The organism is Nonomuraea sp. 10N515B (assembly GCF_052245915.1).
Classification (GTDB): Bacteria; Actinomycetota; Actinomycetes; order Streptosporangiales; family Streptosporangiaceae; genus Nonomuraea.
Genome location: NZ_JBQQBQ010000004.1, coordinates 221,319 through 245,332 on the forward strand (window position 1 = coordinate 221,319; position 24,014 = coordinate 245,332).

26 protein-coding genes are annotated in these 24,014 nt (G+C 70.5%); 12 read left to right on the forward strand and 14 right to left on the reverse strand.

All coding sequences use genetic code 11. The features are described from left to right. Window positions 1-15: 15 nt before the first annotated feature. Window positions 16-1,044, reverse strand: coding sequence for a LacI family DNA-binding transcriptional regulator (locus tag ACTWQA_RS07565; RefSeq protein ID WP_443158542.1), 1,029 nt, complete (start codon window positions 1,042-1,044; stop codon window positions 16-18). 50 nt (window positions 1,045-1,094) lie between these two features. Here ACTWQA_RS07565 and ACTWQA_RS07570 point away from each other — a divergent pair, with 50 nt between their 5' ends. Further along, entirely contained in the window at window positions 1,095-1,976 is an 882-nt protein-coding gene (locus tag ACTWQA_RS07570) for a DNA-3-methyladenine glycosylase family protein (RefSeq protein ID WP_443158543.1), read from the forward strand. 45 nt (window positions 1,977-2,021) lie between these two features. Then, a complete protein-coding gene (locus ACTWQA_RS07575) occupies window positions 2,022-2,441 on the forward strand; it encodes a CoA-binding protein (protein ID WP_443158544.1) in 420 nt (139 codons plus the stop codon). Window positions 2,442-2,693: 252 nt separating this feature from the next. Here the strand turns inward: ACTWQA_RS07575 and ACTWQA_RS07580 are convergent, their stop codons facing one another. After that, window positions 2,694-3,359, reverse strand: coding sequence for a hypothetical protein (locus tag ACTWQA_RS07580; protein WP_443158545.1), 666 nt, complete (start codon window positions 3,357-3,359; stop codon window positions 2,694-2,696). Window positions 3,360-3,668: 309 nt separating this feature from the next. Between ACTWQA_RS07580 and ACTWQA_RS07585 the strand changes: the two genes are divergently transcribed. Beyond that, window positions 3,669-4,832, forward strand: a complete 1,164-nt coding sequence (locus ACTWQA_RS07585) for an NAD(P)/FAD-dependent oxidoreductase (RefSeq protein WP_443158546.1) — start codon at window positions 3,669-3,671, stop codon at window positions 4,830-4,832. 3 nt (window positions 4,833-4,835) lie between these two features. Here the strand turns inward: ACTWQA_RS07585 and ACTWQA_RS07590 are convergent, their stop codons facing one another. The 3 genes from ACTWQA_RS07590 to ACTWQA_RS07600 are packed head-to-tail and all read right to left on the reverse strand — an operon-like array spanning window position 4,836 to window position 7,488. Then, a complete protein-coding gene (locus ACTWQA_RS07590; RefSeq protein WP_443158547.1) occupies window positions 4,836-5,504 on the reverse strand; it encodes an alpha/beta fold hydrolase in 669 nt (222 codons plus the stop codon). Then, the gene (locus ACTWQA_RS07595) at window positions 5,501-6,667 is read right to left on the reverse strand and encodes a YbfB/YjiJ family MFS transporter (protein WP_443158548.1); all 1,167 of its coding nucleotides are present in this window, start codon (window positions 6,665-6,667) and stop codon (window positions 5,501-5,503) included. The genes ACTWQA_RS07590 and ACTWQA_RS07595 overlap by 4 nt, the downstream gene beginning before the upstream one ends. Further along, on the reverse strand, window positions 6,658-7,488 hold the full coding sequence (locus ACTWQA_RS07600) for an alpha/beta hydrolase family protein (protein ID WP_443158549.1): 831 nt from the start codon (window positions 7,486-7,488) through the stop codon (window positions 6,658-6,660). Before ACTWQA_RS07600 ends, ACTWQA_RS07595 begins: the two co-directional genes overlap by 10 nt. Window positions 7,489-7,567: 79 nt before the next feature. Between ACTWQA_RS07600 and ACTWQA_RS07605 the strand changes: the two genes are divergently transcribed. Beyond that, window positions 7,568-8,176 (forward strand): TetR/AcrR family transcriptional regulator, encoded by a 609-nt coding sequence (locus tag ACTWQA_RS07605; protein ID WP_443158550.1) that lies wholly within the window; start codon window positions 7,568-7,570, stop codon window positions 8,174-8,176. On the opposite strand, the gene ACTWQA_RS07610 is transcribed toward ACTWQA_RS07605, so the two are convergent. Then, window positions 8,158-8,697 (reverse strand): carboxymuconolactone decarboxylase family protein, encoded by a 540-nt coding sequence (locus ACTWQA_RS07610; RefSeq protein WP_443158551.1) that lies wholly within the window; start codon window positions 8,695-8,697, stop codon window positions 8,158-8,160. The genes ACTWQA_RS07605 and ACTWQA_RS07610 overlap by 19 nt on opposite strands. Before the next feature lie 24 nt (window positions 8,698-8,721). Further along, window positions 8,722-9,456 (reverse strand): maleylpyruvate isomerase family mycothiol-dependent enzyme, encoded by a 735-nt coding sequence (locus ACTWQA_RS07615; RefSeq protein WP_443158552.1) that lies wholly within the window; start codon window positions 9,454-9,456, stop codon window positions 8,722-8,724. A gap of 128 nt (window positions 9,457-9,584) precedes the next feature. On the opposite strand from ACTWQA_RS07615, the gene ACTWQA_RS07620 reads away from it, so the two are divergent. Then, window positions 9,585-10,646 carry a trypsin-like serine peptidase gene (locus ACTWQA_RS07620; protein ID WP_443158553.1) on the forward strand — a complete coding sequence of 354 codons (1,062 nt, stop codon included), beginning with the start codon at window positions 9,585-9,587 and terminating at the stop codon, window positions 10,644-10,646. Between the two features lie 4 nt (window positions 10,647-10,650). Here the strand turns inward: ACTWQA_RS07620 and ACTWQA_RS07625 are convergent, their stop codons facing one another. The 3 genes from ACTWQA_RS07625 to ACTWQA_RS07635 all read right to left on the reverse strand — a co-directional run bounded on the left by ACTWQA_RS07625 (window position 10,651) and on the right by ACTWQA_RS07635 (window position 13,979). Then, window positions 10,651-11,262, reverse strand: coding sequence for a flavin reductase family protein (locus ACTWQA_RS07625; protein ID WP_443158554.1), 612 nt, complete (start codon window positions 11,260-11,262; stop codon window positions 10,651-10,653). Window positions 11,263-11,323: 61 nt separating this feature from the next. After that, the gene (locus ACTWQA_RS07630) at window positions 11,324-12,976 is read right to left on the reverse strand and encodes an FAD-binding dehydrogenase (protein WP_443158555.1); all 1,653 of its coding nucleotides are present in this window, start codon (window positions 12,974-12,976) and stop codon (window positions 11,324-11,326) included. 232 nt (window positions 12,977-13,208) lie between these two features. Then, window positions 13,209-13,979 carry a SigB/SigF/SigG family RNA polymerase sigma factor gene (locus ACTWQA_RS07635; protein ID WP_443158556.1) on the reverse strand — a complete coding sequence of 257 codons (771 nt, stop codon included), beginning with the start codon at window positions 13,977-13,979 and terminating at the stop codon, window positions 13,209-13,211. Between the two features lie 292 nt (window positions 13,980-14,271). Here ACTWQA_RS07635 and ACTWQA_RS07640 point away from each other — a divergent pair, with 292 nt between their 5' ends. Continuing rightward, window positions 14,272-15,390, forward strand: a complete 1,119-nt coding sequence (locus ACTWQA_RS07640) for a cobalamin-independent methionine synthase II family protein (RefSeq protein WP_443158557.1) — start codon at window positions 14,272-14,274, stop codon at window positions 15,388-15,390. Between the two features lie 35 nt (window positions 15,391-15,425). Here ACTWQA_RS07640 and ACTWQA_RS07645 read toward each other — a convergent pair whose 3' ends face one another. Further along, window positions 15,426-15,761 (reverse strand): helix-turn-helix transcriptional regulator, encoded by a 336-nt coding sequence (locus ACTWQA_RS07645; RefSeq protein ID WP_443158558.1) that lies wholly within the window; start codon window positions 15,759-15,761, stop codon window positions 15,426-15,428. A gap of 130 nt (window positions 15,762-15,891) precedes the next feature. On the opposite strand from ACTWQA_RS07645, the gene ACTWQA_RS07650 reads away from it, so the two are divergent. Continuing rightward, the gene (locus ACTWQA_RS07650; RefSeq protein WP_443158559.1) at window positions 15,892-16,170 is read left to right on the forward strand and encodes a hypothetical protein; all 279 of its coding nucleotides are present in this window, start codon (window positions 15,892-15,894) and stop codon (window positions 16,168-16,170) included. 2 nt (window positions 16,171-16,172) lie between these two features. Here ACTWQA_RS07650 and ACTWQA_RS07655 read toward each other — a convergent pair whose 3' ends face one another. Next, window positions 16,173-16,541 carry an STAS domain-containing protein gene (locus ACTWQA_RS07655; RefSeq protein WP_443158560.1) on the reverse strand — a complete coding sequence of 123 codons (369 nt, stop codon included), beginning with the start codon at window positions 16,539-16,541 and terminating at the stop codon, window positions 16,173-16,175. A gap of 112 nt (window positions 16,542-16,653) precedes the next feature. Further along, complete coding sequence (locus tag ACTWQA_RS07660) at window positions 16,654-17,991, reverse strand: MFS transporter (protein ID WP_443158561.1); 1,338 nt, start codon at window positions 17,989-17,991, stop codon at window positions 16,654-16,656. Between the two features lie 186 nt (window positions 17,992-18,177). Between ACTWQA_RS07660 and ACTWQA_RS07665 the strand changes: the two genes are divergently transcribed. The 5 genes from ACTWQA_RS07665 to ACTWQA_RS07685 all read left to right on the forward strand — a co-directional run bounded on the left by ACTWQA_RS07665 (window position 18,178) and on the right by ACTWQA_RS07685 (window position 23,032). After that, complete coding sequence (locus tag ACTWQA_RS07665; protein WP_443158562.1) at window positions 18,178-18,768, forward strand: hypothetical protein; 591 nt, start codon at window positions 18,178-18,180, stop codon at window positions 18,766-18,768. 37 nt (window positions 18,769-18,805) lie between these two features. Then, entirely contained in the window at window positions 18,806-19,885 is a 1,080-nt protein-coding gene (locus ACTWQA_RS07670; RefSeq protein WP_443158563.1) for an NAD(P)H-dependent amine dehydrogenase family protein, read from the forward strand. Beyond that, on the forward strand, window positions 19,882-20,388 hold the full coding sequence (locus ACTWQA_RS07675) for a carboxymuconolactone decarboxylase family protein (RefSeq protein WP_443158564.1): 507 nt from the start codon (window positions 19,882-19,884) through the stop codon (window positions 20,386-20,388). The genes ACTWQA_RS07670 and ACTWQA_RS07675 overlap by 4 nt, the downstream gene beginning before the upstream one ends. 28 nt (window positions 20,389-20,416) lie before the next feature. Continuing rightward, window positions 20,417-22,012, forward strand: coding sequence for a GMC oxidoreductase (locus tag ACTWQA_RS07680; RefSeq protein ID WP_443158565.1), 1,596 nt, complete (start codon window positions 20,417-20,419; stop codon window positions 22,010-22,012). 201 nt (window positions 22,013-22,213) lie between these two features. Further along, window positions 22,214-23,032, forward strand: a complete 819-nt coding sequence (locus ACTWQA_RS07685) for an IclR family transcriptional regulator domain-containing protein (RefSeq protein ID WP_305915851.1) — start codon at window positions 22,214-22,216, stop codon at window positions 23,030-23,032. 10 nt (window positions 23,033-23,042) lie between these two features. Here the strand turns inward: ACTWQA_RS07685 and ACTWQA_RS07690 are convergent, their stop codons facing one another. Then, window positions 23,043-24,008, reverse strand: a complete 966-nt coding sequence (locus ACTWQA_RS07690; RefSeq protein ID WP_443158566.1) for a quinone oxidoreductase family protein — start codon at window positions 24,006-24,008, stop codon at window positions 23,043-23,045. Window positions 24,009-24,014: the final 6 nt, after the last annotated feature.

Here is a 24,014-nt window from a genome sequence, read left to right on the forward strand (position 1 = left end):
CGTTACGCGCCGATTTCAGGAGTGAGGCGGCGGCGCGGTCGACTCACGCACCACGAGCGCGGGCGGCACGAGGGCGGGCCGGGCACTGTCAGGCTGCGCCTGGCCGGTCAGCTCGGCCACGGCCGCGTGGAAGCAGGCCCGGCCCAGGCCGGCGAAGTCCATCCGCACCGTGGTCAGGGCAGGAGTCCAGTACGCCGACCCCGGGATGTCGTCGAACCCGACGATGCTCACGTCGCCGGGAACGTCCTTGCCCGCGTCGTACAGCGCCCGCCGGACCCCCTGGGCGATGTCGTCGTTGCCGCACAGGATCGCGGTGACCTCCCGCTCGGCGGCCAGCCGCCGCCCCGCCGCGTAGGCGGACTTGATGTCCCACCCGCAGCTCAGCACCTCGGGGATCTCCGCCCCTGCCTGCGCCAGCGCGTCCTGCCAGCCCGCCAGCCGGCCCCCGGGACCGCCCTCGGACGGGATCGCCACGTGATGGACGGTGCGATGGCCCAGCTCCAGCAGATGCCGGGTGGCATCGGCGGCGGCCCGGCGCTCGTCCAGGGCGATCGCGACCCGGCCCCGGTCGGGCGCGGCCGGCTCGACCACGGCGACGGCGGGTACGTCCGGCGGCAGCGCCTCCAGCACCGCGATGCCCAGCGGATCCCACGCGATCACCACCACGCCGCCCGCGCTGGCGTCGCTGACGTAGTCCACGGCCTGCTTCACCTCGGCGGGGGCGGCCGACTCCACGACCCTGATGCCCATGGCGAGGCCCTCGGCGCGGGCCGCCTCCTCCAGGCCCTGCAGCGTGGTGGCGTAGCCGTACAGCACGGTGTTGGACGTGACCACGGTGATGCCGCGGGCGCGGCCGAGGCTCAGGGCGCGAGCCGCCCGGCTGGGCCGGAAGCCGAGCCGCTCGATGGCCGCCAGCACGGCGGTGCGGGTTTCCGGCCGCACCCGCGGGGAGTCGTTGAGCACGCGGGAGACGGTCTGATAGGAGACCCCCGCGGCGGCGGCGACGTCCCGGATGCTGGGCACGGATCGAGGGCTTGGGCTCACGGTCACATGGTAGGGCGGGGCGCGAACGAGGTGGCCGATACCATGCGCGCATGACCACGCACGGCTTCACGCTCACCGCCGAGGGCCCGTTCGACTTCGGCGCCTCGCTGCGGTTCGTCGAGGACTGGCCGGCCACCAGCGTGCTGCCCTCGGACGGGCGGGCGCTGCGCTTCGCCTACTGCGCGGAGTCCGATTGGCTGCCGATCGGCGTGACCGTCACGGGCGTGCCGGGCGGGGTGAGCGTGGCCACGACGCGGGCTGCGGGTCCCGGGATCCGGGGCGAGGTGGCGCGGATCCTCTCCCTGGACGTGGACGGCGCCGGCTTCGCCAAGCTGGGCGAGGCCGACCCGGTGCTGGGCGACCTGCAACGACGCCGCCCCGGGCTGCGGCCGGTGTGTTTCTGGAGCCCGTGGGAGGCGGCGTGCTGGGCGGTGATCGTGCAGCGCTCGTCGATGATCATCGCCTCCCGGATCAAGCAGCGCATCGCCGAGCGGTACGGCGCGCCGGTGACCGTGGACGGGCGAACCTACGCGGCCTTTCCCCCGCCCGTGACGCTGCTGGAGGCGGGCGGCCTGGGCCTGCCCGCGCAGAAGGAGGAGTGGGTGCGCGGCCTGGCCCGAGCGGCGCTTGACGGGCTGCTCACCGCCGAGCACCTGCGGTCGCTCGGCCCGGAGGAGGCGCTGGCCGAGCTGCGTGGCCTGCCCGGCGTGGGGCCGTTCTCCGCGGGGCTGATCCTGATCCGCGGCGCGGGCGCGCCGGACGCGTTCCCCGGCGACGAGCCGCGCCTGTTCGCGAACCTGCGCGAGGCGTACGGGCTGCCGGAGGACGCGCCGCCGGCCGCCTACCGCAAGCTGGCCGACTCGTGGCGTCCCTACCGGTCCTGGGCGTCCTTCCTGTTCCGGGCCTCCACGTACGGCGTCATGGACCCGTGAATCCGGCACCGGAAGCTACGCCGGGCCCGCGGTGTTGCCCTGGGCATGGACAATCGTTACGCGGATGAGAAGGTCATCAAGCGGCTGCTCGGACAGGCACAGACGTGGGCTTTCGTGGGCCTCGGCAACCATCCGCACCGTACGGCGTACGAGCAGGCTCGTCTGCTCCAGGTGCGAGGCAGGCGGATCATCCCCGTCCATCCTGCCGCCGAGACCGTGCTGGGCGAGCCGGGATACGCGTCGTTGTCCGACGTGCCGGCCAAGGTGGACGTCGTCGCCGTCTACCGGCGCTCCGAGCACGCGGGAGAGGCCGTGGACGAGGCGATCGCCACGGGCGCCGGGGCGGTGTGGCTGCCCCTTGACGTGATCGACGTGGCCGCGGCTCAGCGTGCTCGCGACGCCGGCCTCGATGTCGTCATGGATCGTTGCCCAGGAGTCGAATGGGCATTGCGCCGCCCTTCTTAGGTTCAAACTCGGTTTACGATCCCCCCTTCGCTGGGATTATTGGGTTATTTTAGGAGATAAGCGGAAAGTCATGCCGGGGATGCACATCACAGCTCCCTCGGTTGCTCCACACGTCAAGAGGAGCGAAGCCATGAATATTAACCGCACTATGACGGCCGCACGGGTCTGCCTGTCGCTGGTCCGTCTACCGGAGCCAGGTGAAGGCGACAGCGACGACCATGCGCGAAGACGCCGTCGTCGCCGGTGACCTGATCACTTCTTGGAGATGATGCGGCCCTTGAACATCGGGTGCTTGGTCTCCCAGTAGCGCCAGCCTTCGATCCTGGCGGGCACGTTGGCGATGCCTGAGTCGATCTCGACGTGGCGGCAGGTCCGTAGCACCGACCACGCCGACCAGCCGACACGGTAACCGAGCACCCGGTACCACATGTTGCCGTACTTGCCGTCGCTGATCTCCTGGGTGTATTCGTGCCCGGTGAAGACCATGTGCCGCTCTTCGAGGTGGGGAAGGCCCAGCTTCCGCAGTTCGTTGACGACCTCAGTGGTACCGAACGTACGTGTGACCTCGTGTCGCTTCGACAACTCTGTCTCCAGGAACGCGAGGACTTCGTGTTCCCGCGTGACGGACACCGTCATCTGGCCGCCAGGGCCGTCGATGAAGCGGGTGCGGGGGACGAAGAAGTTCCTGGGCGACAGCCAGTGACGTTTCCAGAAGATGCGCGGTTCGCACCACCCGTGATCGCGAAAAACATGCTGATCGTGCTTCTGCTTCTGCACCTGCTCGTGATCATCGTCGGCGCCCGCACTGGTCGTCAAGGAGGCGACCAACACGACCGAGAGCGAGCCGCACATGGCCAGCCTCGTCGCCCTCCTCACCGAGTGACGGGGCTTCGGCCGGTCGGGAAGGGGCGTGAACATGTCCGTTCCTTTCAAGAAAAATGCGACCACGCAGCCGCAGTGCGAAATGCGACCCGCAGCAGGCGAGCCGATCAGACCAGCACGATGCTTACATTTGACGTGGTTCCGGCTGGAGCGCCACACCGCAGCCGGATCTCTCGCATCGAATAAAGAATTGGCGAAGAATGGTCAATTTGCTTTTCCCGCCACCGATTGATCTGCTCGCGCCCGGCCTCCCGGGTAGCCGAAAACCGATGGGGGCGTACCACTTCCTCCCGGTCTGTCCGATCCGCGATGCTGGATCGGGTAACCGGCGAAAGGAACCGATCCATGCGCGAGACCGGACGTGTGCTGCCCTCACATGCCTCGGCGGTCATCATCGGAGGCGGCGCCATGGGCGTCAGCTCGGCGTACGCCCTGGCGGCGGCCGGGGTGCAGGACGTGGTCCTGATCGACAAGGGGCCGCTGGGCTCCGGCTCCACCTCGAAGGCGGCCGGGGGCGTGCGCGCCCAGTTCTCCGACCGGGTCAACATCGAACTCGCCGTCCGCAGCCTGGAGACGTTCGAGACCTTCGCCGACCGCTTCGGGCAGGAGATCGACCTGCACAAGCCGGGCTACCTGTTCCTGCTCGACTCCCCGGAGTCGGTGGCGGAGTTCGAGAAGAACGTGGCGATCCAGAACGACCTGGGCGTGCCCAGCCGGATGATCTCCGCGCGGGAGGCCGCCGAGCTGTCGCCGTTGATCGACACCGACGGGCTGCTCGCCGCCGCCTACTCCCCCAGCGACGGCCACTGCACCCCCGAATCCGTGGTGCTCGGGTACGCGGGTGCGGCCCGGCGACTGGGCGCGCTCCTGCTGCCCAACTGCGCCGCGACCGGCATCGAGACCGTGGACGGCCGCATCGTCGCGGTCCAGACCGGCGGTGGCCGCATCGAGACCGACACCGTGATCTGCGCGGCCGGCGCCTGGTCGCGGCAGATCGGCGCGTGGGTGGGCGTCGACCTGCCGGTGACCCCGCTACGCAGGCAGATCCTCGTCACCGAGCCGATTCCCGATCTGCCCCCGACCGCGTTCACCATCGACTTCGGCACCACGTTCTACTTCCACCGCGAGGGCCCGGGGCTGCTGCTGGGCATGTCCGACCCGGACGAGACCCCTGGGTTCAAGCTGGATCGCTCCGACGCCTGGCTGCCGCGCCTCGGCGAGGCCATGGCCCGCCGCGCCCCGGCCCTGATGGAGACCGGCATCGCCACCGGCTGGGCCGGCCTGTACGAGGTGACGCCGGACCACAACGCGCTCATCGGGACCGCTCCGGACGTCGACCGGTTCCTTTACGCCACTGGCTTCTCCGGCCACGGTTTCCTCATGAGCCCGGCCGTCGGGGAGGTGGTCCGGGACCTCTACCTGAGCCGGGCCCCGTTCGTGGACGTCACCGGCTTCGACGCCGGCCGTTTCGCCCTGGCCGGGGCCAGGCCGGAGCTGAACATCGTCTGACCGTCAGCCGCCTATGTCGAGCAGGATTTTCAGGAGGTCCTGCGGGGCGTCCCGCATGAGGTTGTGCCCGCTGTCGAGCGCGTACGTGGTCCAGGAGGGGTCCGCGCGCAGCCGCTGGTAGGTGGGGGTGAACGGCGATTGGTCCGCCCACCCCGCCGCGTACACGTAGACCCGCCGCCGGACGTGCGCCGCGTCCTCAGTGATCGGGAGAGGTTGGAGGAGCGAGGCGAGTGGGTGGGGCGTGGCTCGCGGATCGAAGAAGGGCAGCGGACGCACGGCGTCGCCGCTCTCCACCACATCCACGTACCACTGCCGCTCGCGATCGGAGACCAGACTCCACATGGAATCGCCGGGCTGCGGCACGACGGCGTCCAGGTAGACCAGCGAGTCCACCCGGCCCGGCACACGATCGGCGACCCCGGTGATCACCATTCCTCCGTAGCTGTGGCCGACGAGCACCGCATCCTGGATGTTCTCGGCCGCCAGCACGCCGGTCACGTCCTGGATGTGGGTCTCCAGGTTCACCCCGCCATGCAGCAGATGGCTGCGCTCACTGAGCCCGGTCAAGGTCAGCGGGTGTACGCGGTGCCCGTGACGGCGCAGCTCCTCGGTGAGCTGCTCGAAGCACCAGCCGCCGTGGCACATGCCAGGAATCAGAACAAAGGTGGTCACTGCCGTTCTCCTTCTCTCGTGGTCGTGGGTGCGAGGCGTGGACGGCCCAGGGTGGCGGCGGCCGCCGCGCACAGGATCGCGGTCCAGGCCAGCGTGGCCTCGGTCGAGGTGTGATCGGCGAGGATGCCGGCGATCCACGGCCCGGCGGTCTGACCGGCCGCGAACAAGGTGGTGAAGGCCGCCAGCGTGGCCGTCCAGTCGGCGGGCGGGGTGCCGTTCCTGATGAGCGCGGTCACGGCGGCGGGAACGGCCATGAACGTCGCCCCGTAGACGACTGCGGAGGCGAGGATGACCGGCAACTCCGAGGAGGCCAGGGCCAGTGCGGCTCCCCCGGCGAGGACGGCGAGCAGCGCGGCAAGGGCTCGGTCACCGGGCCACTGGGTGATGGGGCGGCTCCACAGCGAGGGCGCCGCCATGACGGCCACCCCCAGGACCGTCCAGGTGAGTGTCACCTGCGCGACCGGGAGGTGCCGCTCGGCGAGGTAGGCGGACAGGAAGGTGATGTAGGTGATGTAGCCGGCGGCGAACAGCAGATACGCCAGGGCGGTCCGCCAGAGCGGGCGCACCCGAGCCCGCCCGGCGGTGGCGGCCGGCGCCTCCCTGTCCTCGCCGGTGTCCGCGGCGGCCCAGCTCACCAGCGTCGCCAGCCCGGCGGCGACGCTGAGGCCGGCCCAGGCGAGCTGCCAGCGATCCCCCAGTGCCGGGATGGTCGCGCCGCTGACCACGATGCCCAGCCCGGTGCCGGCGAAGTAGACGGTGATGGGCACGCCGGAGGAGATGCCGGTGGCGATACGCGCCGCGATCACACCGCCCGCGATGAACACCAGCGCCCCCGCGACCCCGGCGGCGGCCCGTGCGGTCAGCAGCACCAGGTGGTCACCGCTCACCGCGCTGGCGGCGAGCGCCACCACGATGAGGATCATCCCCCAGCGGAAGGTGCCGGCGGTGCCCAGCCGGCGCCGGACGGCGGGGGTCACCAGCGCGCCGAGGAGGTAGCCGAGTCCGTTGGCGGCGCTCATGACCCCCGCTTCGGCCAGGCTCCAGTGCAGGTCGTCCCGCATGGCCGGGACGAGCAGCCCGTAGGCGAAGCGCGCGAGCCCGAGCGCCGAAGCGGTGCCGAGAGCCAGCCTCACCGCCTGCCACAGCGCCGGGCTCACGGGCATCGCGCCAGGAAGCGCAAGATCGTACGCGCCAGCGTCACGCGATGGTCCGACAGAGCGTGGTCGGTGGCGAAGACATGATGGTCGAGCTGCTTGACGGGCTGCGCCTGGTAGGCCGTGACCAGCGGTTCGTGATGCACCTCGTGCGGGGTGACGGTGTCGAGGCTGGTGCCGATGAGCAGCACCGGGCGGTCCGCCAGCAGCGGCGCGAGCCCGGCAAGCCGCCACGAGTCGCCGGCCGCCTCCATCTCGGCGACGAGCGCCTCCCCGCTGGTGCCCCGAAGCGGTCCGAGCTCCCCGGCGAACGCCTCCACATAGCCCTCCCGCAGGCTCGGGTCAGCCCGGCAGAGCGCCGCCACCGTACCGAAGTCGAACCCCGCCACCGAGGCGACCGCCGCAATGGACGGGTCCGCCGCCGCGGTCATCAGCGCGGCGAATCCACCGAGACTGTGGCCGATCAACACCACCCGTCGCGGATCGAGCCGGTACGCGGCGACGAGCTCCTCCTCCCGCAGACCGGCCACGACCGCGGCCGTGTCCTCGAGCACATGCCCCCACGACCACGAACCCCCGGCGCCCCACGAGCCGCGATAGTGGAACACCAAGGACGCATAGCCCGCACGGCGCAGCACCTGTGCGAGGTCGAAGTTGCGTTCGTTGCCGGGGAATCCGTGCAGCAGCACGACGACCGGGTGCGGCCCGCTGCCTGCCGGAACGTGCAGGACGCCCGGCAAGGCCGCGCCACCGCTGTCGAAGGTCAACGCGGGTGTGACGGCGGGAAAGCGGGGATCGCGCGGAGGGTCGGTGGCAAGCGGGTCCGTCATCGAAGGCTCCAGAGATCGAACCGATCGGTACGATCCAAGACGCTAGCAGCCAATCGAACCGATCGGTACCATCTATGGCATGCCAGTCGCCAAAGGCTCGACGATCGACCCGGCCCGCACCCGCGCCGCCATCATCGAAGCGGCCACCCCGGTCCTGTACGAACGCGGACTCGACGGCATCGGCGTCGCCGAGTTGTGCGCCCGCCTAGAGGTGTCCAAGGAGACGCTCTACCGCCACTTCGGCACCAAGGACGGCCTCGTGCAGGCTGTGCTGGAAGCGCGCAGCGCGCGGTTGACCGGCTGGCTGACGGAGGCCGTCGCGGCGGCCGGAGACGACCCCCACGACCAGCTGACCGCGGTCTTCGACGCCCTCCAGCGGTGGTACGACAGGCCGGCCTTCCGCGGCTGCGCGATGGTGAACGCGTCCGCCCAGCACCACGACGAGACTGTGCGCGCCCTCACCGCACGGCACCTGGACCGCTACCTCGACCTGCTCACCGGCATCGCCACGCGCGCCGGAGCCGCGGACCCGGGCACGCTGGGGCGCCAGCTGCTCATGCTGATCGAGGGCGCGACCATCCTCGCCGCCCACCACGGCACGGTCGGCATGGCCGGACAGGCCCGCGACGCCGCCCTCACCCTGCTGGGGACCGCCACGCCCTCAAGGGCTCAAGGGCCGGTGAGGTAGCCGTGGGCGACGACGTGCGAGGCGCGGCGCGCGTAGAGCCCCGGGTCGTCGGGCGCGACGGTGGATAGACCGTCCACGTAACGGTTGTACATGCAGAACGCGGCCGCGATCAGCACCGTGTTGTGGATCTCGATGTCGGTGGCTCCGGCCTTCCTGGCTGCCTCGACGTCCTCGGGGGTGACCGCGGTCCCGCTGTGCCGCACGGCGGCCGCGATCGCCAGCAGGGCTCGGAGCTTGTCGGAAATGGGTGCGGTGCCGGGCTCCTCGCACGCTTGGGTGACGACGGGCTCGCCTCCGGGAAGCTGAGCGGCGGCGAACGCTCCGTGCGACATCGCGCAGAAGCGGCACTCGTTGAGCGTGGAGACATACGAGGCGATGAGCTCGCGCTCGCCCCTGGACAGGGTGTTGTCACCCCGCAGTAGCACCTCGGCCAGCTCCATCAGCACCTTGCCGGTCTCGGGACGGTACTGCAACAGCCCGACGATGCCCGGGGCGTCGTTCCCCAGCTCGATGTACGGCATCCGTTTCCTCCTGAGGATCGGCGGTCAGGCGGCGTAGTTGCGGACGACACGCAGAGCGTCGGCGGCGCGCGGACCCTCGGCGGTCAGGCCGGTCTGCTCGGGCACGAGCCGGCGAGCGCCAACCCGGCAGAACTCCGAGGCCAGGCCGGTGATCCGGTCCGGGGCGGCGGGGTCACCGAAGGCCCATCGGGTTCCGTCCGGTGCGGCGAGATCACAGAACACCGGGGCGTCGGGAAGGCCGGCGACGGCGAAGGCGTACGGCAGCGTACGGTGGGCCAGCCAGGCCACATGCCGCAGCCGGTCCGTGTCGGGGTAGGCGATGCCCAGCGGACCCGTGATGTCCAAGGCGTGCGCCCAGTGCTCGGCGATCCTGGTCGTGGCCAGGGTGCGCGGGGACAGCGGCGTCCTGACCCAGGACAGGCGCGTGCCCGGCGGATGGGCGCGCAGCGCGTCAGGAGTGGCGAAGGCGGCTTTGCGCCAGCGGGCAAGCAGGTCCGACGGCGGCATCCCGCGCTCCGCGGCAACCATCTCGTCGGCCAGGCCGTCCACGGTGGCCTCGGCGGAGGGAAGGAAGGCCGTCCCTTCCGTGATGGACTGGCCGGTGACCGTTTCCTCGGTCTGGGCGAGATGCAGGACCACATCGGCAACGGTCCAGCCCGCCGCCGCCGAGGGGTGGGACCACTGATCCGGGGTCAGGGACTCCAATACCGCGTCCAGCTGACGGTATTCCGCAGCCAGATCATCGAAGATGTCCGTCATCGCCCCATCGTACGGAACTTTGTTCTGCAGGTTCCAGGCGATGCCATATCCAGATACGCATACCTTGAGTCAGATCGACACCTCCGTACGTACCTCTGAGCGCAACTATCCGGTTTCGGGAGGTACGTATGCACCGCAGAGTCGCCCTGCTCTCCGCCGTCGCGCTCACCGTGGCAGGCGCCCTGGTCCCCGCGGGCGCCGCCCAGGCCAGTGCCTCGACCGGCCTCGACCCCAGGCGGCCCGTCGGATGGTCGGGCGCCGACTCCTGGTCGGAGCGCAGGACCGTCCTGCAGTACTGGACGCCGCAGCGCATGCTGGCGGCGCAAGCGCTCGATGCGCCCGCGCCGCGACGCACCAGCCAGTGGGACGACCCGTCCCAGGGCACCCCGTGGGCGACCCGCGGCGCCGCGTCGACGACGGCCCGGCGTACTCCGTGGACCACCCAGGGCGCCGCCTGGTCGGTCCGGGGCGTGGCCGCCCAGCAGCGGACCCTGGTGCCCAACAGCCCCGGGCTGCGCTGGACCGACGGGGGCGGGGTCGTGCGCACCGTCGGGCGGGTGTTCTTCACCACGGCGGAAGGCCGCAATTCCGCCTGCTCCGGCACGGCCGTGACCAGCGCCAACGAAAGCGTCGTGATCACTGCGGGGCACTGCGTGAAGCTGAACGGCGCCGCGCACCGCAACTGGGTGTTCGTCCCGGGGTTCGACAACGGCCGCCGCCCGTTCGGCACCTGGGTCGCCACCACGCTGCTGACCACCCAGCAGTGGAACGCCCGAGAGGACATCAACTTCGACGTCGCCGCGGCCGTGGTCGCGCCGCTGCAGGGGCGGACGCTGACCGACATCGTGGGCGGGCAGGGAGTGGCGTTCAACCAGCCCAGGCGGCGGCAGATGTACTCCTTCGGCTTCCCGGCGGCGGCGCCGTTCAACGGGCAGCGGCTGATCTACTGCAGCGGGCGCGCGATCGACGACACCGTCATGACCAGCGACCTGGGGCTGCGCTGCAACATGACCGGCGGGTCCAGCGGCGGGCCCTGGTTCCAGGGTTTCGACGAGTCCACCGGGCAGGGCTGGCTGAACTCGGTCAACAGCTTCAAGTACAACTTCGCGCCGAACTTCATGTTCGGCCCCTTCTTCGGGAACGAGGCCATGGCCGTCTACCAGGCGGCGCAGAACACCAACGCGCTGTGAGCCGTCATGCCCGGGGTGTCTGGCTGCGGTAGGAGCGGCCGAGCTCCGGGCCGAGCCCGAAGTAGTGGCGGAAGTTGTAGATGAGCGGGCTCCAGGCGGCCGGGTCCACGTGGTCGGTGCCGGGCACGACGATGCGCGGGTCCGCGTGGACCTTGCCGACGACGGCCTCGGCGATGACGAACCAGCCCGCGACGCCCGGCCGTACCCGTTCGGCGCGGGCCTCCAGCTGGAGCGGGCACTCGGCGACCCGCGGCGGCCGTACGGTGTCGGACGGCTCGGCGCGCAGCCCCGCCGCGCCGAACTTGTCCGGCTCGAAGCGGCAGCCGTGCGGCTTGCTCGTGGGCACGGGCTGGCGGCCGGTGAGCGGCGCCAGCCGCTCCACCGCCGCCCACTGGTGCGGCGCGGGCAGGTTGATCACCACCTCGGGGCGGCGCCCGAGGTTATACGCGGTCTGGCCCTCCGCGCCCAGCCCGAGCACGAGCACCTGGCCGAGTGCCCACGCCGAGGAGATGGGGGCGAGATTGGCCGATCCGTCGTCGTTCTCGGTCGACAGGAGCACGACCGGGGTGCCGAAGTACAGGATGGCGGGCTCGATGGCCACATGGGCTGCGTTCATGGACCGGAGCTTAGGAACGCGATGTTCAAGCCCCGGTCGAAAGGTCCCGGCGGCGGACGGCTCAGCCGGCGGCGGCGCGGCCGGCCTGGCGGCCGGAGAACAGGCAGCCCCCGAGGAACGTGCCCTCCAGCGCGTTGTACCCGTGCACCCCGCCGCCGCCGAACCCGGCCACCTCCCCCGCGGCGAACAACCCCTCGACCGGCCGCCCGTCCCGGCCCAGCGCCCGTGAGTCCAGGTCGGTCTGGATGCCGCCAAGCGTCTTGCGGGTCAGCACGTGCAGCATGACGCCGATCAGCGGACCGGCGGCCGGATCGAGGAGCCGGTGCGGCGTGGCGACGCGGCCCAGCCGGTCGCCGACGTAGCGGCGGGCGTTGCGGATGCCCTGGACCTGGGCGTCCTTGCTGTAGGGGTTGGCCAGCTGCAGGTCGCGGGCCACGATCTGGCGGCGGACGAGGGCCGGGTCGAGCAGCGGCGCCTTGGTCAACTCGTTCATCCGCGCCACCAAGTCCTCCACGCTGGAGGCGACGACGAAGTCCGCGCCGTGCCGTTTGAAGGCCTCCACCGGGGCGGGCGCCCCCTTGCCGACCAGCCGCTCCTTGAGGAAGGCCCGCCGGTCCTTCCGGGTGATGTCGGGATTCTGCTCCGAACCCGACAACGCGAACTCCTTCTCGATGATCTTCTGGGTGAGCACGAACCATGAGTGGTCGTGTCCGGTGCTCCTCAGGTGCCGCAGCGTGCTCATCGTGTCGTAGCCGGGCAGGCACGGGTCGGGTAGCCGCCGGCCCAGCGCGTCCAGCCACAGGGAGGAAGGGCCGGGCAGAATCCGGATGCCGTGTCCCGGCCAGATCGGGTCCCAGTTGCGGACGCCCTCGGTGTAGTGCCACATGCGGTCGCGGTTGACCAGCCGTGCCCCGGCCTCGGCGCTGATCTCCAGCATGCGCCCGTCGACGTGGGCGGGCACACCCGTGAGCATGCTCTCCGGCGCGGGCCCGAGGCTCTCGGGCCAGTAGCGGCGTACCAGCTCGTGGTCGCCGCCGATCCCGCCGCTTGTGACGATCACGGCGGGGGCGGCGAGCTCGAACTCGCCGACCGGCTCGCGGCTGGAGGTGACGCCGCGCGGCGAGTCGTCCGCGGCCAGCAGCGTGCCGCGCACGCCCTGGACGGCGCCGCCGGACACGACGAGCTCGTCGACCCGGTGGCGGTGGCGGAAGGTGACCAGCCCCTCGTCGGCGGCCTGCCGGACCCGGCGGACGAACGGCTCCAGCACACCGGGCCCGGTGCCCCACGCGATGTGGAAACGCGGCACGGAGTTGCCGTGCCCGTCCGCGCGCAACCCGCCGCGTTCGGCCCAGCCGACGGTGGGCAGCAGCTTGACGCCGAGGCGGCCGAGCCAGGCCCGCTTCTCGCCGGAGGCGAACTCCACGTATGCCCGCGCCCACTGGACCGCCCAGGAGTCCTCGTCGTCGAGACGGTCGAACCCGGCGCTGCCCTGCCAGTCGTGCCAGGCCAGTTCGAAGGAGTCGCGTACACCGAGCCGGCGCTGCTCCGGCGAGTTGACCAGGAACAAGCCGCCGAAGGACCAGTGGGCCTGGCCGCCGAGGTTGGCCGCGTTCTCCTGATCGAGCAGAAGAACCTTCTTGCCTGCGTCGACGAGCTCACAGGTCGCCACCAACCCGGCCAGGCCGGCTCCGACGACGATGACATCAGCGTTCATGCAGGGGGATCCGTCCGGGAGAGCTTTCACACGATGGACATGGAGACTACCGAGCGGTCGTCACCAACCACAGCGATCGCGACGGCGCGGAGGACACGGCCGGGCTGGTACGCGGGCTCGGCAGGGCCCCGGCCGTGCGCGCGGCCGCATCGTCAACGTCACCAGCGTGCATGAGGAGTATCCGCGGGTGGGCGCGGGCCCGTACTGCGCGGCCAAGGGACGGATAGGCCGCTCAGTCCTGCAGCTGAGCACGCAGCTTGGCCAGCACGGCGCGCAGGATGCGGGACACATGCATCTGCGAGATGCCGAACTCGGCGGCGATCTCGGATTGGGTCATGTTGCCGTAGAAGCGCATGAGGAGGATGTTGCGCTCCCTGTCCGGCAGCGCGTCGATGAGCGGCTTGATCGCGTACGCGCCCAGCAGGTCGTCCAGCGTGTCGTCCTGCGCGGGCAGGAAGTCGCCCAGGTCGGCCGCGTCCTCCTCGCCCCCGACCGGCGCGTCCAGCGACAGCGTGTTGTACGCCGCCGACGCGTCGAGCGTGAGCAGCACGTCCTCCTGCGAGATGCCCATCTTGGCGGCCAGCTCCGCGACGGTCGGCGCGTGGCCGAGCGTCTGCGTGAGCTCGGCGGTCGCCTTGTTGAGCTCCAACCGGCGCTCCTGGAAGACACGCGGCACCCTGATGGCCCACGTACGGTCGCGGAAGTGCCGCTTGACCTCGCCTACCATCGTGATCATCGCGTAGCCGCGGAACTCGTGCCCGAGGTCCGGGTCGAAGCCGTTGATGGCCTTCATCAGTCCGACGTACGCGGCCTGGCGCAGGTCCTCCATAGGTTCGCCGCGGTGGTAGTAGCGTCGCGTGACGTCGTTGACCAGACCTGCGTACATCTCCACCAGACGCTCACGGATGCGGATCTTCTGCAGGTCCGGGGTCTCCGGCCGATTCATCTCGGCCAGCAACTGCTCGGCGGTCATCTCTTCGAACGCGATTTCCAGGACTGCCATCGGATACTCCAAGAGTAAGTCTCAGGCGCCCCTGCACACCAAAAAAAGTCCAGGCAGAGGCACACACGCCGGTCGCGTGAGTCGAAGCCCTCTGCTGGACTTCGGGATCAGTAATTCCCACCAAATCCCCACTTATCGCCATTCTAGATCACGAAACGATCACACTGCAAGAAAACATCTCAGGGGTGGACGCCCTTGCCTCTGGGGCGGACAGTGGCGGGTGGACTCTCTCACCTCACGGCGGACGCGGGCCCCCTCCGATCTCCCGCGTCCCTGACACCGAGGAGGAAGTATGCCCGCGATCCACCACGCCGAGCACGTCGGCAGCCTGCTGCGGCCGCCCGAGCTCCTGCAGGCCAGGCAGGCGCGCGAAAAGGGCGAGATGAGCGGTGAGGAGCTGGCCAAGCTGGAGGACGACGCGGTGCTGGCCGCGATCCGGCTCCAGCGTGAGGCCGGGATGGAGGTCTTCACCGACGGCGAGATGCGGCGGGCCACCTGGATGGCGGGTCTGCTGGAGTCGCTGGGCGGGGTGGTGCCGGTCGAGGTGCCCACGGCGGCGTGGTTCCGTGAGGACGGCATGCCACCGCCCGAGGAGACCGCGTTCCAGATGGTGGCCGCGAATGCCGAGCTCACCCAGAAGGCGCATCTCACCGCCGTCGAGGCCGATTTCATGGCCCGGCACGCACCCGGTCAGTTCAAGATCACGATGATGAGCTCCTCGATGGGGAACCTCCTGTGGCGGCCGGAGCTCAGCCAGGCCGTCTACCCCACGCCCGGCGACATGATGCGCGACCTCGTCTCCCTGCGGATCAAGGAGATCGAGGAGCTGCTGGGCCTGGGGGTCAACTGGATCCAGCTGGACTCCCTGAGCTACAACATGGTGTTCGACGCCGACTTCCGGGCGCGCATGATGGGGCCCGGCGCCCCCGGCCCTGAGGCGATACTCGACGCGACGGTCGCGGTGGACGCCGAGCAGGTGCGCGCGACCAAGGCCATGAATCCCGACGTCACGGTCGGGATGCACATCTGCAGGGGGAACAACCGCAGCGCGTGGATGTCCACGGGGGGCTACGAGCCGATCGCCGAGCGGCTGTTCGGCGAGGTCCCGGTGGACCGGTTCCTGCTCGAGTACGACACCGAGCGGGCCGGCGGGTTCGAGCCGCTGCGGTTCGTGCCCCAGGGCACCACCGTCGTCCTCGGACTCGTCTCCTCCAAGGTCCCGACGCTGGAGTCGCAGGACGACCTGCGCCGCCGGATCGACGAGGCCGCCAAGTACATGCCGCCGGACAACCTCGCGATCAGCCCCCAGTGCGGCTTCGCCTCCACGGCCCGGGGCAACCTGCTGACCGTGGACGACGAGCGGCGCAAGCTGGAGTTGGTCGTCGACACCGCCCAGAGGGTGTGGGGCTGAGCCGCGTCCGGCGGGGCGCTGGCCGGTTCAGCCGGTCAGTGCGACTCGAGCGACTGGTCCTGTGAGAGGTCGTGCTGGGTGAACAGGTCGATGAGGAGGCGGACGGGCAGGTTGGCCTCGGTCGGGTAGCGGAAGGACTGATCGAGATGGAGGATGTAGCGGTTGCGCCGCCCCACCCGCTCGCGCGCCACGTAGCCGGCCTCGTGCAGGTCGGTCACGATGCCCTGTACGGCGCGTTCGGTGATGCCGATGCTGGCGGCGATGTCGCGCAGCCGGACCTCGGGATCGCGGGCGATCTCCAGCAGAACCCGGGCATGGTGGGTGAGGAAGGTCCAGGAGGAAGAAGAAGAACGATCGTGGTAACTGCTCACCGATTCTCACGCTCCTGGCCGCAGACTGGTGTCCCCTTCGACAGCGTAGGGCCCGCGGATGTTTCGGTGCCCAAAGCCGGGTATGACCTTGTTCCGGGTGACGATCGTACCGGGCGGAAAGGAGCCCCATATGGAACAGCCGGGTATCGACAGCCGGCGGACCGCCGTGCCCACCGGGCACGTCTCCTGCACGCCGGCTCCGGCCGCCCAGCTTTTCGAGATCGCCGTGCTGGACTCCACCGGCGAGGACGGGCTGGGCCGCTGGCACACGATCGGCTGGGGCGTCGACCGGGTGCATGCTGACAGCATCGCCGAGTCGTTCGTCACCCGGCCGGTCCACCCGTACGACGCGGCGCAGATCCGGCAGAACGGCCACCTGGTCGGCGAGCACCGCCGCCCCGCCGAATAGCCTTACGAGGAGGGGTTTTCCGGCTCGCCGAAGGGCCGCAACCGCATGAGCCGTATCAGGCGGCGCATCTGGTGCGGGGTGTCGCGGATGGGCGCGCCGGCCCGCTCGGCGAAGGCCGCCAGTGCCCGGACTGCCGTGACGTCGGTGAAGCCGACCTGGCGGACGTCGAGGACGAGCGGGTGGTCGATCCCCCGGGTCCGTTCCAGCGTGCGCAGCACCTCGGCACTGTTGGTCTTGTCGAGCTCGCCGGTGATGCGGATCAGCGCCGAGCCGGGCGTCACCGTGCAGGTGACGCGCACGAGATGATCGACGTAAAGCAACTGGCTGACGGTGGTCATGGGCTCGCCGTCCGCCTTGCTGACGCGGCGCATTCGGCAGCTCACCCCTCCCTGCTGCCCGCGACGGAAGGATTGTTCTGGCCGGACGGGTTCACCGTAACATGCGATGAGAAATACCGGAATAGCTCTTCTGTAGAGCCGCGCCTCACTCCGCGGCTTTTGACGGGTGCGGCTCGTCGTACTCGACGGCGTAGTCGTAGTGCGAGCGATCCTTCAGCGCGAACGCCGCCACCACGCTGATCAACGCACAGATCGCCATGTAGATCGCGATGGACAGCGAGCTCTGGTACGTCGCGTACAGCCAGACGGCGATCAGCGGCGCCGGCCCGCCGGCCGTCACCGAGGCCAGCTGGTAGCCGAGGGAGGCGCCGCTATAACGCAGCCGGCCGGTGAAGCTCTCGGCGATGAACGTGGCCTGCGGGCCGTACTGGATGTCGTGGATCGGCGCGGCCAGCACGATGGCCAGGAAGACCAGCGACGGAACGCGGGTGTCCAGCAGCGGCCAGTAGATGAAGGACCAGACGGCCATGGCGGCGGCGCCCACGATGTACAGGCGCCTGCGGCCCACGAGGTCGGAGATGTACCCCCAGAACGGAACCGTGAAGAGTGAGACGATGCCCGCGGCGATCACGTACGTGTAGACGTCGCTGGCCTCGAAGCCCAGCGTCTTGGTGGCGTAGGTGAGGACGAAGACGGTGAAGATGTAGAACGGCGCCTGCTGCCCGGTGCGCAGCAGCGCGCTCAGCACGATCTCCCGCCAGTTCCTGACGATGACCTCGCGCACGGGGACCCGCTCGACCTTGTTCTCCGCGAGGACCTTGGCGAAGACCGGGGTCTCCAGGATGCCGAGCCTGATGTAGAGCCCGACCCCGGCCATCACGATGCTGAGCAGGAAGGGGATGCGCCAGCCCCAGTAGGGGTCGACCGGCTGGAAGGTCTGCAACGCCAGATAGCCGAGCACGAGACCGACGGGGACGCCGAACTGCGGCCAGCTGCCGAGGAAGCCGCGCCGCCCGCCGCGCGACTGGCCCCACTCGGTGGCGAGCAGGACGGAGCCGCCCCATTCGCCGCCGACGCTGATGCCCTGCAGCAGGCGCAGGAGGGTCAGCAGGATGCCGCCCCAGATGCCGATCTGGTCGTACGTCGGCACCAGGCCCACGAGCGCGGTGGCGACGCCCATGGCCAGCAGCGTGATGATCAGGGTGGCCTTGCGGCCGATGCGGTCACCGTAGTGGCCGAAGATCGCCGCGCCGATCGGGCGGGCGGCGAAACCGCCGAAGTAGGTGCCGAGCGCGAGCAGCAGGCCCGTGGTCGGATCGCTCGTGGGGAAGAACAGCTGCGCGAAGATGGTGCTGGCCGCGAAGCCATATAGGAAGAAGTCATACCATTCGATCGAGGTGCCCACGGCCGAGGCGATCACCGCCCGGACCAGCTGTCGTCTCTTTTCCTGGCCAGTGGCGTCGAGCGCCCGCTCCTCTACCATCTACCGCTCCTCGGTAGGCCTTGCTTTCCCGTGACGTTACCTGAAGTGGTGGTGACGGTCACGAGGCAGATTTCGCGGGAAAGGGCATGACCGGCTCGGCCGGTGCGATCGCGGCTTCCGTACGTGCTGGGTTCAGTGGTGTGTTCACGGGTAGCGGGAGGCCAACGCCGAGAGGAGGGCCGAGCGATGCGTCCTATCGCCTCTGCCGTGATCGTCATGGCCCTGGCGGCCGCCGTCGGTTGTCAAGGCCATGCTGGATTCGACACCAGTGCGAAGGACATCCCTCAGAATGAGGGGGCCAACGTCGATGTGGGGTCCACCCTGCATATGCGTAACGTCTTCCTGCTGGGTGGCGCCGACCCTGCCTCGCCCGCCCCGCAGCAGGCCCTGTACGCGGTGCTGATCAACGAAGGCGACCAGCCGGCGCGGCTCGAACGCATCACCATCGAAGGCGGCGGGTCGGCGCAGCTCCCCGGGCCTGTCGTCCTGCCTCCGAACCAGCTCGTCGGCTCCGGCGAGAAGCCACTCTGCACGGTCACCGGGGTGCGCCCGCGCGGCACCACGGTGCCGATGACGTTCTTCTTCAGCGGTGCCGAGCCTGTCCGCGTGAATGTGCCGATCAAGGAGAAAGCCGGCGTCTACACCCGGCTGACACCCCCGCCGACCGGCTTGCCCTCCCCCACGGCCCCGGGCACCGTCTCGCCCTCCCCTACTCCGCCGGGCACCGTCTCGCCCTCCCCTACTCCGACGGGCACCGCGTCACCGACTCCGTCCTGACCTATACACCGAACCAAGCGCTTGCTACGCTCCGGCCATGGTGTCCACGGTGATCTGGGGTACCGGCAACGTCGGTCGTGCGGCCATCCGCGCCGTCGAGGCGCATCCCGCACTGAAGCTCGCCGGCGTGCTGGTCCACGACCCGGCCAAAGCCGGCCGCGACGCCGGCGCCCTGGCCGCACTCGGCTACGAGGTCGGGGTGGCGGCGACCACCGACGTCGACGCCGTCTTATCCGCCTCCCCGCGCGCCGTCGTCTACGCCGCCTCCGGCGATCTGCGCCCCGACGCGGCCCTGGCTGACGTCATCAGGGTGCTCCGCACGGGAGCCGTGGTCGTCACCCCCTCCCTCTACGCGCTCTACGACCAGCGCAGCGCCCCGCCCGCATTACAGGCCGAGGTCCGGGCCGCCATCGCAGAGGGCGGCGGCTCGTTGTTCGTCTCGGGCGTCGACCCGGGCTGGGGCAACGACGTGCTGCCCCTGCTGATCAGCGGACTGGGGTCCGTCATCGACGCCGTCCGCTGCCAGGAGATCTTCGACTACTCCACGTACGACCAGCCGGACTCGGTCCGCTACCTGGTCGGCATGGGCCAGCCGATGGACTACGAGCCGCCGATGCTCGCGCCGACCGTCCCCTCCATGGTGTGGGGCGGCCAGGTACGGCTGATGGCCCGCGCACTGGGCGTGGAGCTGGACGACCTCCGCGAGAGCGTGGAGCGGCGACCGCTCGAGACCACCGTGACCACGCCGGAGATGGGCGAGTTCGCGGCGGGCACGCAGGGCGCGGCGCGGTTCGAGGTACAGGGGATGGTCGGGGGCGAGCCGCGTATCGTCGTCGAGCACGTCACCCGCATCCACCCGTCCTGCGCGCCCGACTGGCCGTCGCCCCCGAGTGGCGAGGGCGCCCACCGGGTGATCATCGAGGGCCGCCCGCGCATCGAGGTCACGGTCGAGGCCACCGACGAGGGAGGCAACCGCTCCGCGGGCGGCAACGCCACCGCGGCCGGCCGTCTGGTGAACGCCATCGACTGGCTCGTGACGGCCGAACCAGGACTGTACGACGCGCTCGACGTGCCGTTGCGCCCCGCGACCGGCAGACTCGGAAGGAAGCACCCGTGATCATCGACGTCCCCGAGGGCAAGGACCCGATCGCGTACGTGTGGGGCGAGATGGTCCCCGGCATCGGCGCCGCCGCCTCCCGATTCTCGTTGTCGGTCTACGCGAACACGACGCTCGGCCTTCGGGAGTTCGAGGCGGCCCGGCTGCGGATCGCCCAGCTCAACGGCTGCGTCTTCTGCCTGGACTGGCGGACGGAACGCGACGGCCAGAAGGTCGAGGACGGCTTCGCCGACGCGGTGGCCGAGTGGCGCACCACCACCGCCTTCGACGAGCGCACCCGCCTGGCCGCCGAGTACGCCGAGCGCTACGCCCTGGACCACCACGGCCTCGACGAGGAGTTCTGGTCCCGGATGACCGCGCACTACAGCCAGGCCGAGATCGTGGAGCTGAGCATGAGCATCGGCTCCTGGTGGGCGTTCGGCCGGCTCAACCGCGTGCTGGGCCTGGACACCGCCTGCGTGTTGCCCGGCGGCCCATCCCCGGCCGGCGACCAGCATCGATGAGAACGTCGATGAGAGCGAGGAACCCCCCATGAGCGACACCATCTCTCGCCGCGGCTTCATCGCCGGCGCCGGCACCCTCCTGGGCGCCGCCGCACTCGCCGCCCCGGCCCGGGCGGCGGCCGGCCCGATCGCCTCGGGGGCGCACGTCCCCGCCCTGGTGATCGGGACCGGGTACGGCGGCGCCGTCGCGGCGCTGCGCCTGGCCGAGGCCGGCGTGGACGTCCACATGATCGAGATGGGCATGGCCTGGGACACGCCCGGCTCCGACGGCAAGATCTTCTGCAACACGCGGGAGCCGGACTACCGGTCGTACTGGCTGCGGACCAGGACCAAGGCGCCGCTCAACTACTTCCTCGGCTTCCCCATCGACCGGGACATCCCACGCCACACCGGCGTGCTGGACGCCGAGGAGTTCGGCGGGATCACGGTCTACCAGGGCCGCGGCGTCGGCGGCGGCTCGCTCGTCAACGGCGGCATGGCGGTCACACCCCGGCGCGAGAACTTCGGCTCCGTGCTCCCGTCGGTGAACGCCGACGAGATGTACAACGTCTACTACCCACGCGCCAACGCCGGGCTGGGCGTCGCCACCATCGACCCGGCCTGGTTCGACACGACGCCCTACTACCAGTACGGCCGCGTCGGCCGTAAGCACGCCCAGCGCTCCGGCTTCCCGTTCGTCTTCGTGCCCGACGTGTACGACTGGAACTACATGAAACAGGAGGAGGCCGGCACCGTCACGAAGTCCGCGCTGGCCGGCGAGATCCTCTACGGCAACAACCACGGCAAGAAGACGCTGCAGAAGACCTACCTCGCCCGCGCCAAGGCCACCGGCAGGGTGGCGATCTCACCGCTTCACAAGGTCACCTCGGTCGCCCCCGCGTCCGGCGGCCGCTACACGGTGACCATCGAGCAGATCGACACCTCCGGGAACGTCACCGCGACCAAGACCGTGACCGCGGACCGGGTGTTCTTCGCCGCCGGCAGCGTCGGCACCAGCAAGCTGCTGGTGCGGCTGAAGGCCACCGGCGTGCTGCCGAACCTGAACGGCGAGGTCGGCAAGGGCTGGGGCGACAACGGCAACGTGATGTGCGGCCGCGCCAACCACCTGTGGGACCCGACCGGCAGCCTGCAGTCGGCGATCCCGTGCTGCGGCATCGACAACTGGGCCGCAGGGGGCGCGTTCGCCGAGGTCGCGCCGCTGCCGACCGGGATCGAGACCTTCGCCTCGTTCTACCTGTCGATCACCAAGAACCCGAACCGGGCCCAGTTCTCCTGGAACGCGGCGGCGGGCAAGGTGGAGCTGAACTGGCAGACCGCGTGGAAGCAGCCGTCCATCGACATGGCGAAGACGATCTTCGACAAGATCAACGCCAAGGAAGGGACGATCTACCGCACCGACCTGTTCGGGGTCTACAAGATCTGGGGCGATCACCTGACGTACCACCCGCTCGGCGGCGCGGTGCTGAACAAGGCCACCGACAACCACGGCCGCCTGCACGGTTATCCGGGCCTGTACGTCATCGACGGCTCGCTCATCCCCGGCAACACCACGGTCAACCCGTTCGTCACCATCACGGCGCTGGCCGAGCGGAACATCGACACCATCATCGCCACCGACCTGTGAGGCACAAGGACCTCCCTTGCGGACAAGCGTCCGTGTAACGACCACTCGGAAACGCCGCCGTCGCATCCCCTCCTGATCAGACTCCGTATCCGCGGCTGGGGCGGGCAGCGCTATGCTCGCCCCAGCCGCCGCTATGCGGACACAGGGCTCCGCCCGACGGTCTAGAGTCGGATCGGCGGGATCCGAGCAGGGAGGCGTTCCATGGCACGTGCTGACACCGGCCCCGATTTCATCGAGGCGCTGGCCCGCGGCCTCGATGTGATCAGGGTGTTCCGGCCCGGCCGGCCCGTCATGTCGCTGACCGAGGTCGCCGCCGCCGCGGGCCTGGCCCGGCCCACGGCTCGCCGGATCCTGCTCACCCTGCAGGAGCTGGGTTACGCCAGGAGCGAGCCCGGCGGATACGCGCTCACGCCCCGGGTGCTGGAGCTGGGGGTGTCCTACGTGCGGTCGATGGGGTTGTGGGAGGTGGCCAGGCCGCACATGGAGCGGCTGGTGGCGCAGACCCACGAGTCGTCGTCCATCGCGCAGCTCGACGGGTCGGACATCGTCTACGTCGCGCGCGTGGCCGTACCGAAGATCGTCACCCTGTCGGTGCAGATCGGGACCCGGTTCCCCGCCCTGCAGACGTCGCTGGGGAAGGTGCTGCTGGCCGCGCTGCCGCCGGACGAGGTGGACCGGGTGCTCGCCGAGCCCAGCCGCTCGGGGGTGGAGCCGCGCTGGCGGCCGGACGTGGCCGAGCGCGACGCGGCGCTGCGGGAGGTGCGGGCGAAGGGCTGGGCGCTGACGGACGAGGAGCTCGCCCTGGGCATCCGCAGCGTGGCGGCACCGCTCAGGGACGGCATGGGCAACGTGATCGCGGCGATCAACGTCAACGCGCACGCGGCGGAGACGCCGGTGGAGCGGCTGGCCGAAGTGCACCTGCCGTTGTTGCTGAAGACGGCCGGCGCCATCAGCGCCGACTGGGCCCTGTACGAAACGGTCCCCCACGTCACACTGCCGGTCCAGGCGCCGGTCCGGTGAGCGGGCGGAGTCAGGAGGGTTGCGGGGTCAGGACGATGCGGCCGGAGGTGGCGCCCGCGGATTGGCGGCTCCACGCGGCCTCGATCTCGTCCAGCGGCACGACCTCATGCGACACCTCAAGGCGCCCCAGCGTCGCCAACTCCGCGATCCGCCCCATGGCAGTGGCGCGTTGTTCCCTGGTCAGCTCGTTGTTGGTGTAGCCGAGCACCCGCAGGGACCGGCTGCGCAGGGTCGCGGAGTCCAGCGGGCACGTCTCCCCCGCCGAGCTGCCCAGATTCACCAGCCGCCCGTACGCTCGCAAGGCGCGGGCGGCCGCGGCGGCCGGCACGCCGAAGAGCGGATCGAGCACCAGATCCAGCGGCCCGTCAGAGGCGGCCGCGAAGCGTGCGGCCAGTTCGCTCACATCGTCCGTGTCGAGCGCGACCACGGCGTCCGCGCCCGCCTGCTCGGCCCGTTCCCGCGCGGCCGCGGAGCGGGCCGCCGCGATCACCCGCCGGGCGCCCGCGACCCGGGCCAGCTGCACGGCGGCCTGCCCGACCACGCCCCCCGCCCCCAGCACCAGCACCTGCTCACCGGCGGCGAGCTCGCCGCGCCAGGTCAGCGCCATGTGGGCGGCGACCGCCGACAACCCCAGCGCGGCGACGGCGACCGGGTCAGCCCCGGCAGGCAGCTCCACAAGGTCGTCCACGGGTATGGAGGCCAGCTCGGCCATGCTCCCGTCGCCGGGCGCCATCCCCGCGGACGTCGAGAACCACACGAGCGTGCCGTCCCCCACCGTCCCGACGCCCTGGACGCCCGGCACGTAGGGTGTGGCCGGGACGCCGAAATAGGAGGAGCCGCCGGCGCACAGCACGTCGAGCGGGGTGATGGGCGCGGCGAGCACCCCCACCAGCCGTTCCTCTGGCCCCGGCTCCGGCGCCGGGCGCTCGGCCACCCGGGGCGGCTTTCCGCAGGTCTCGATCTGCGCGGCACGCATCAGCGG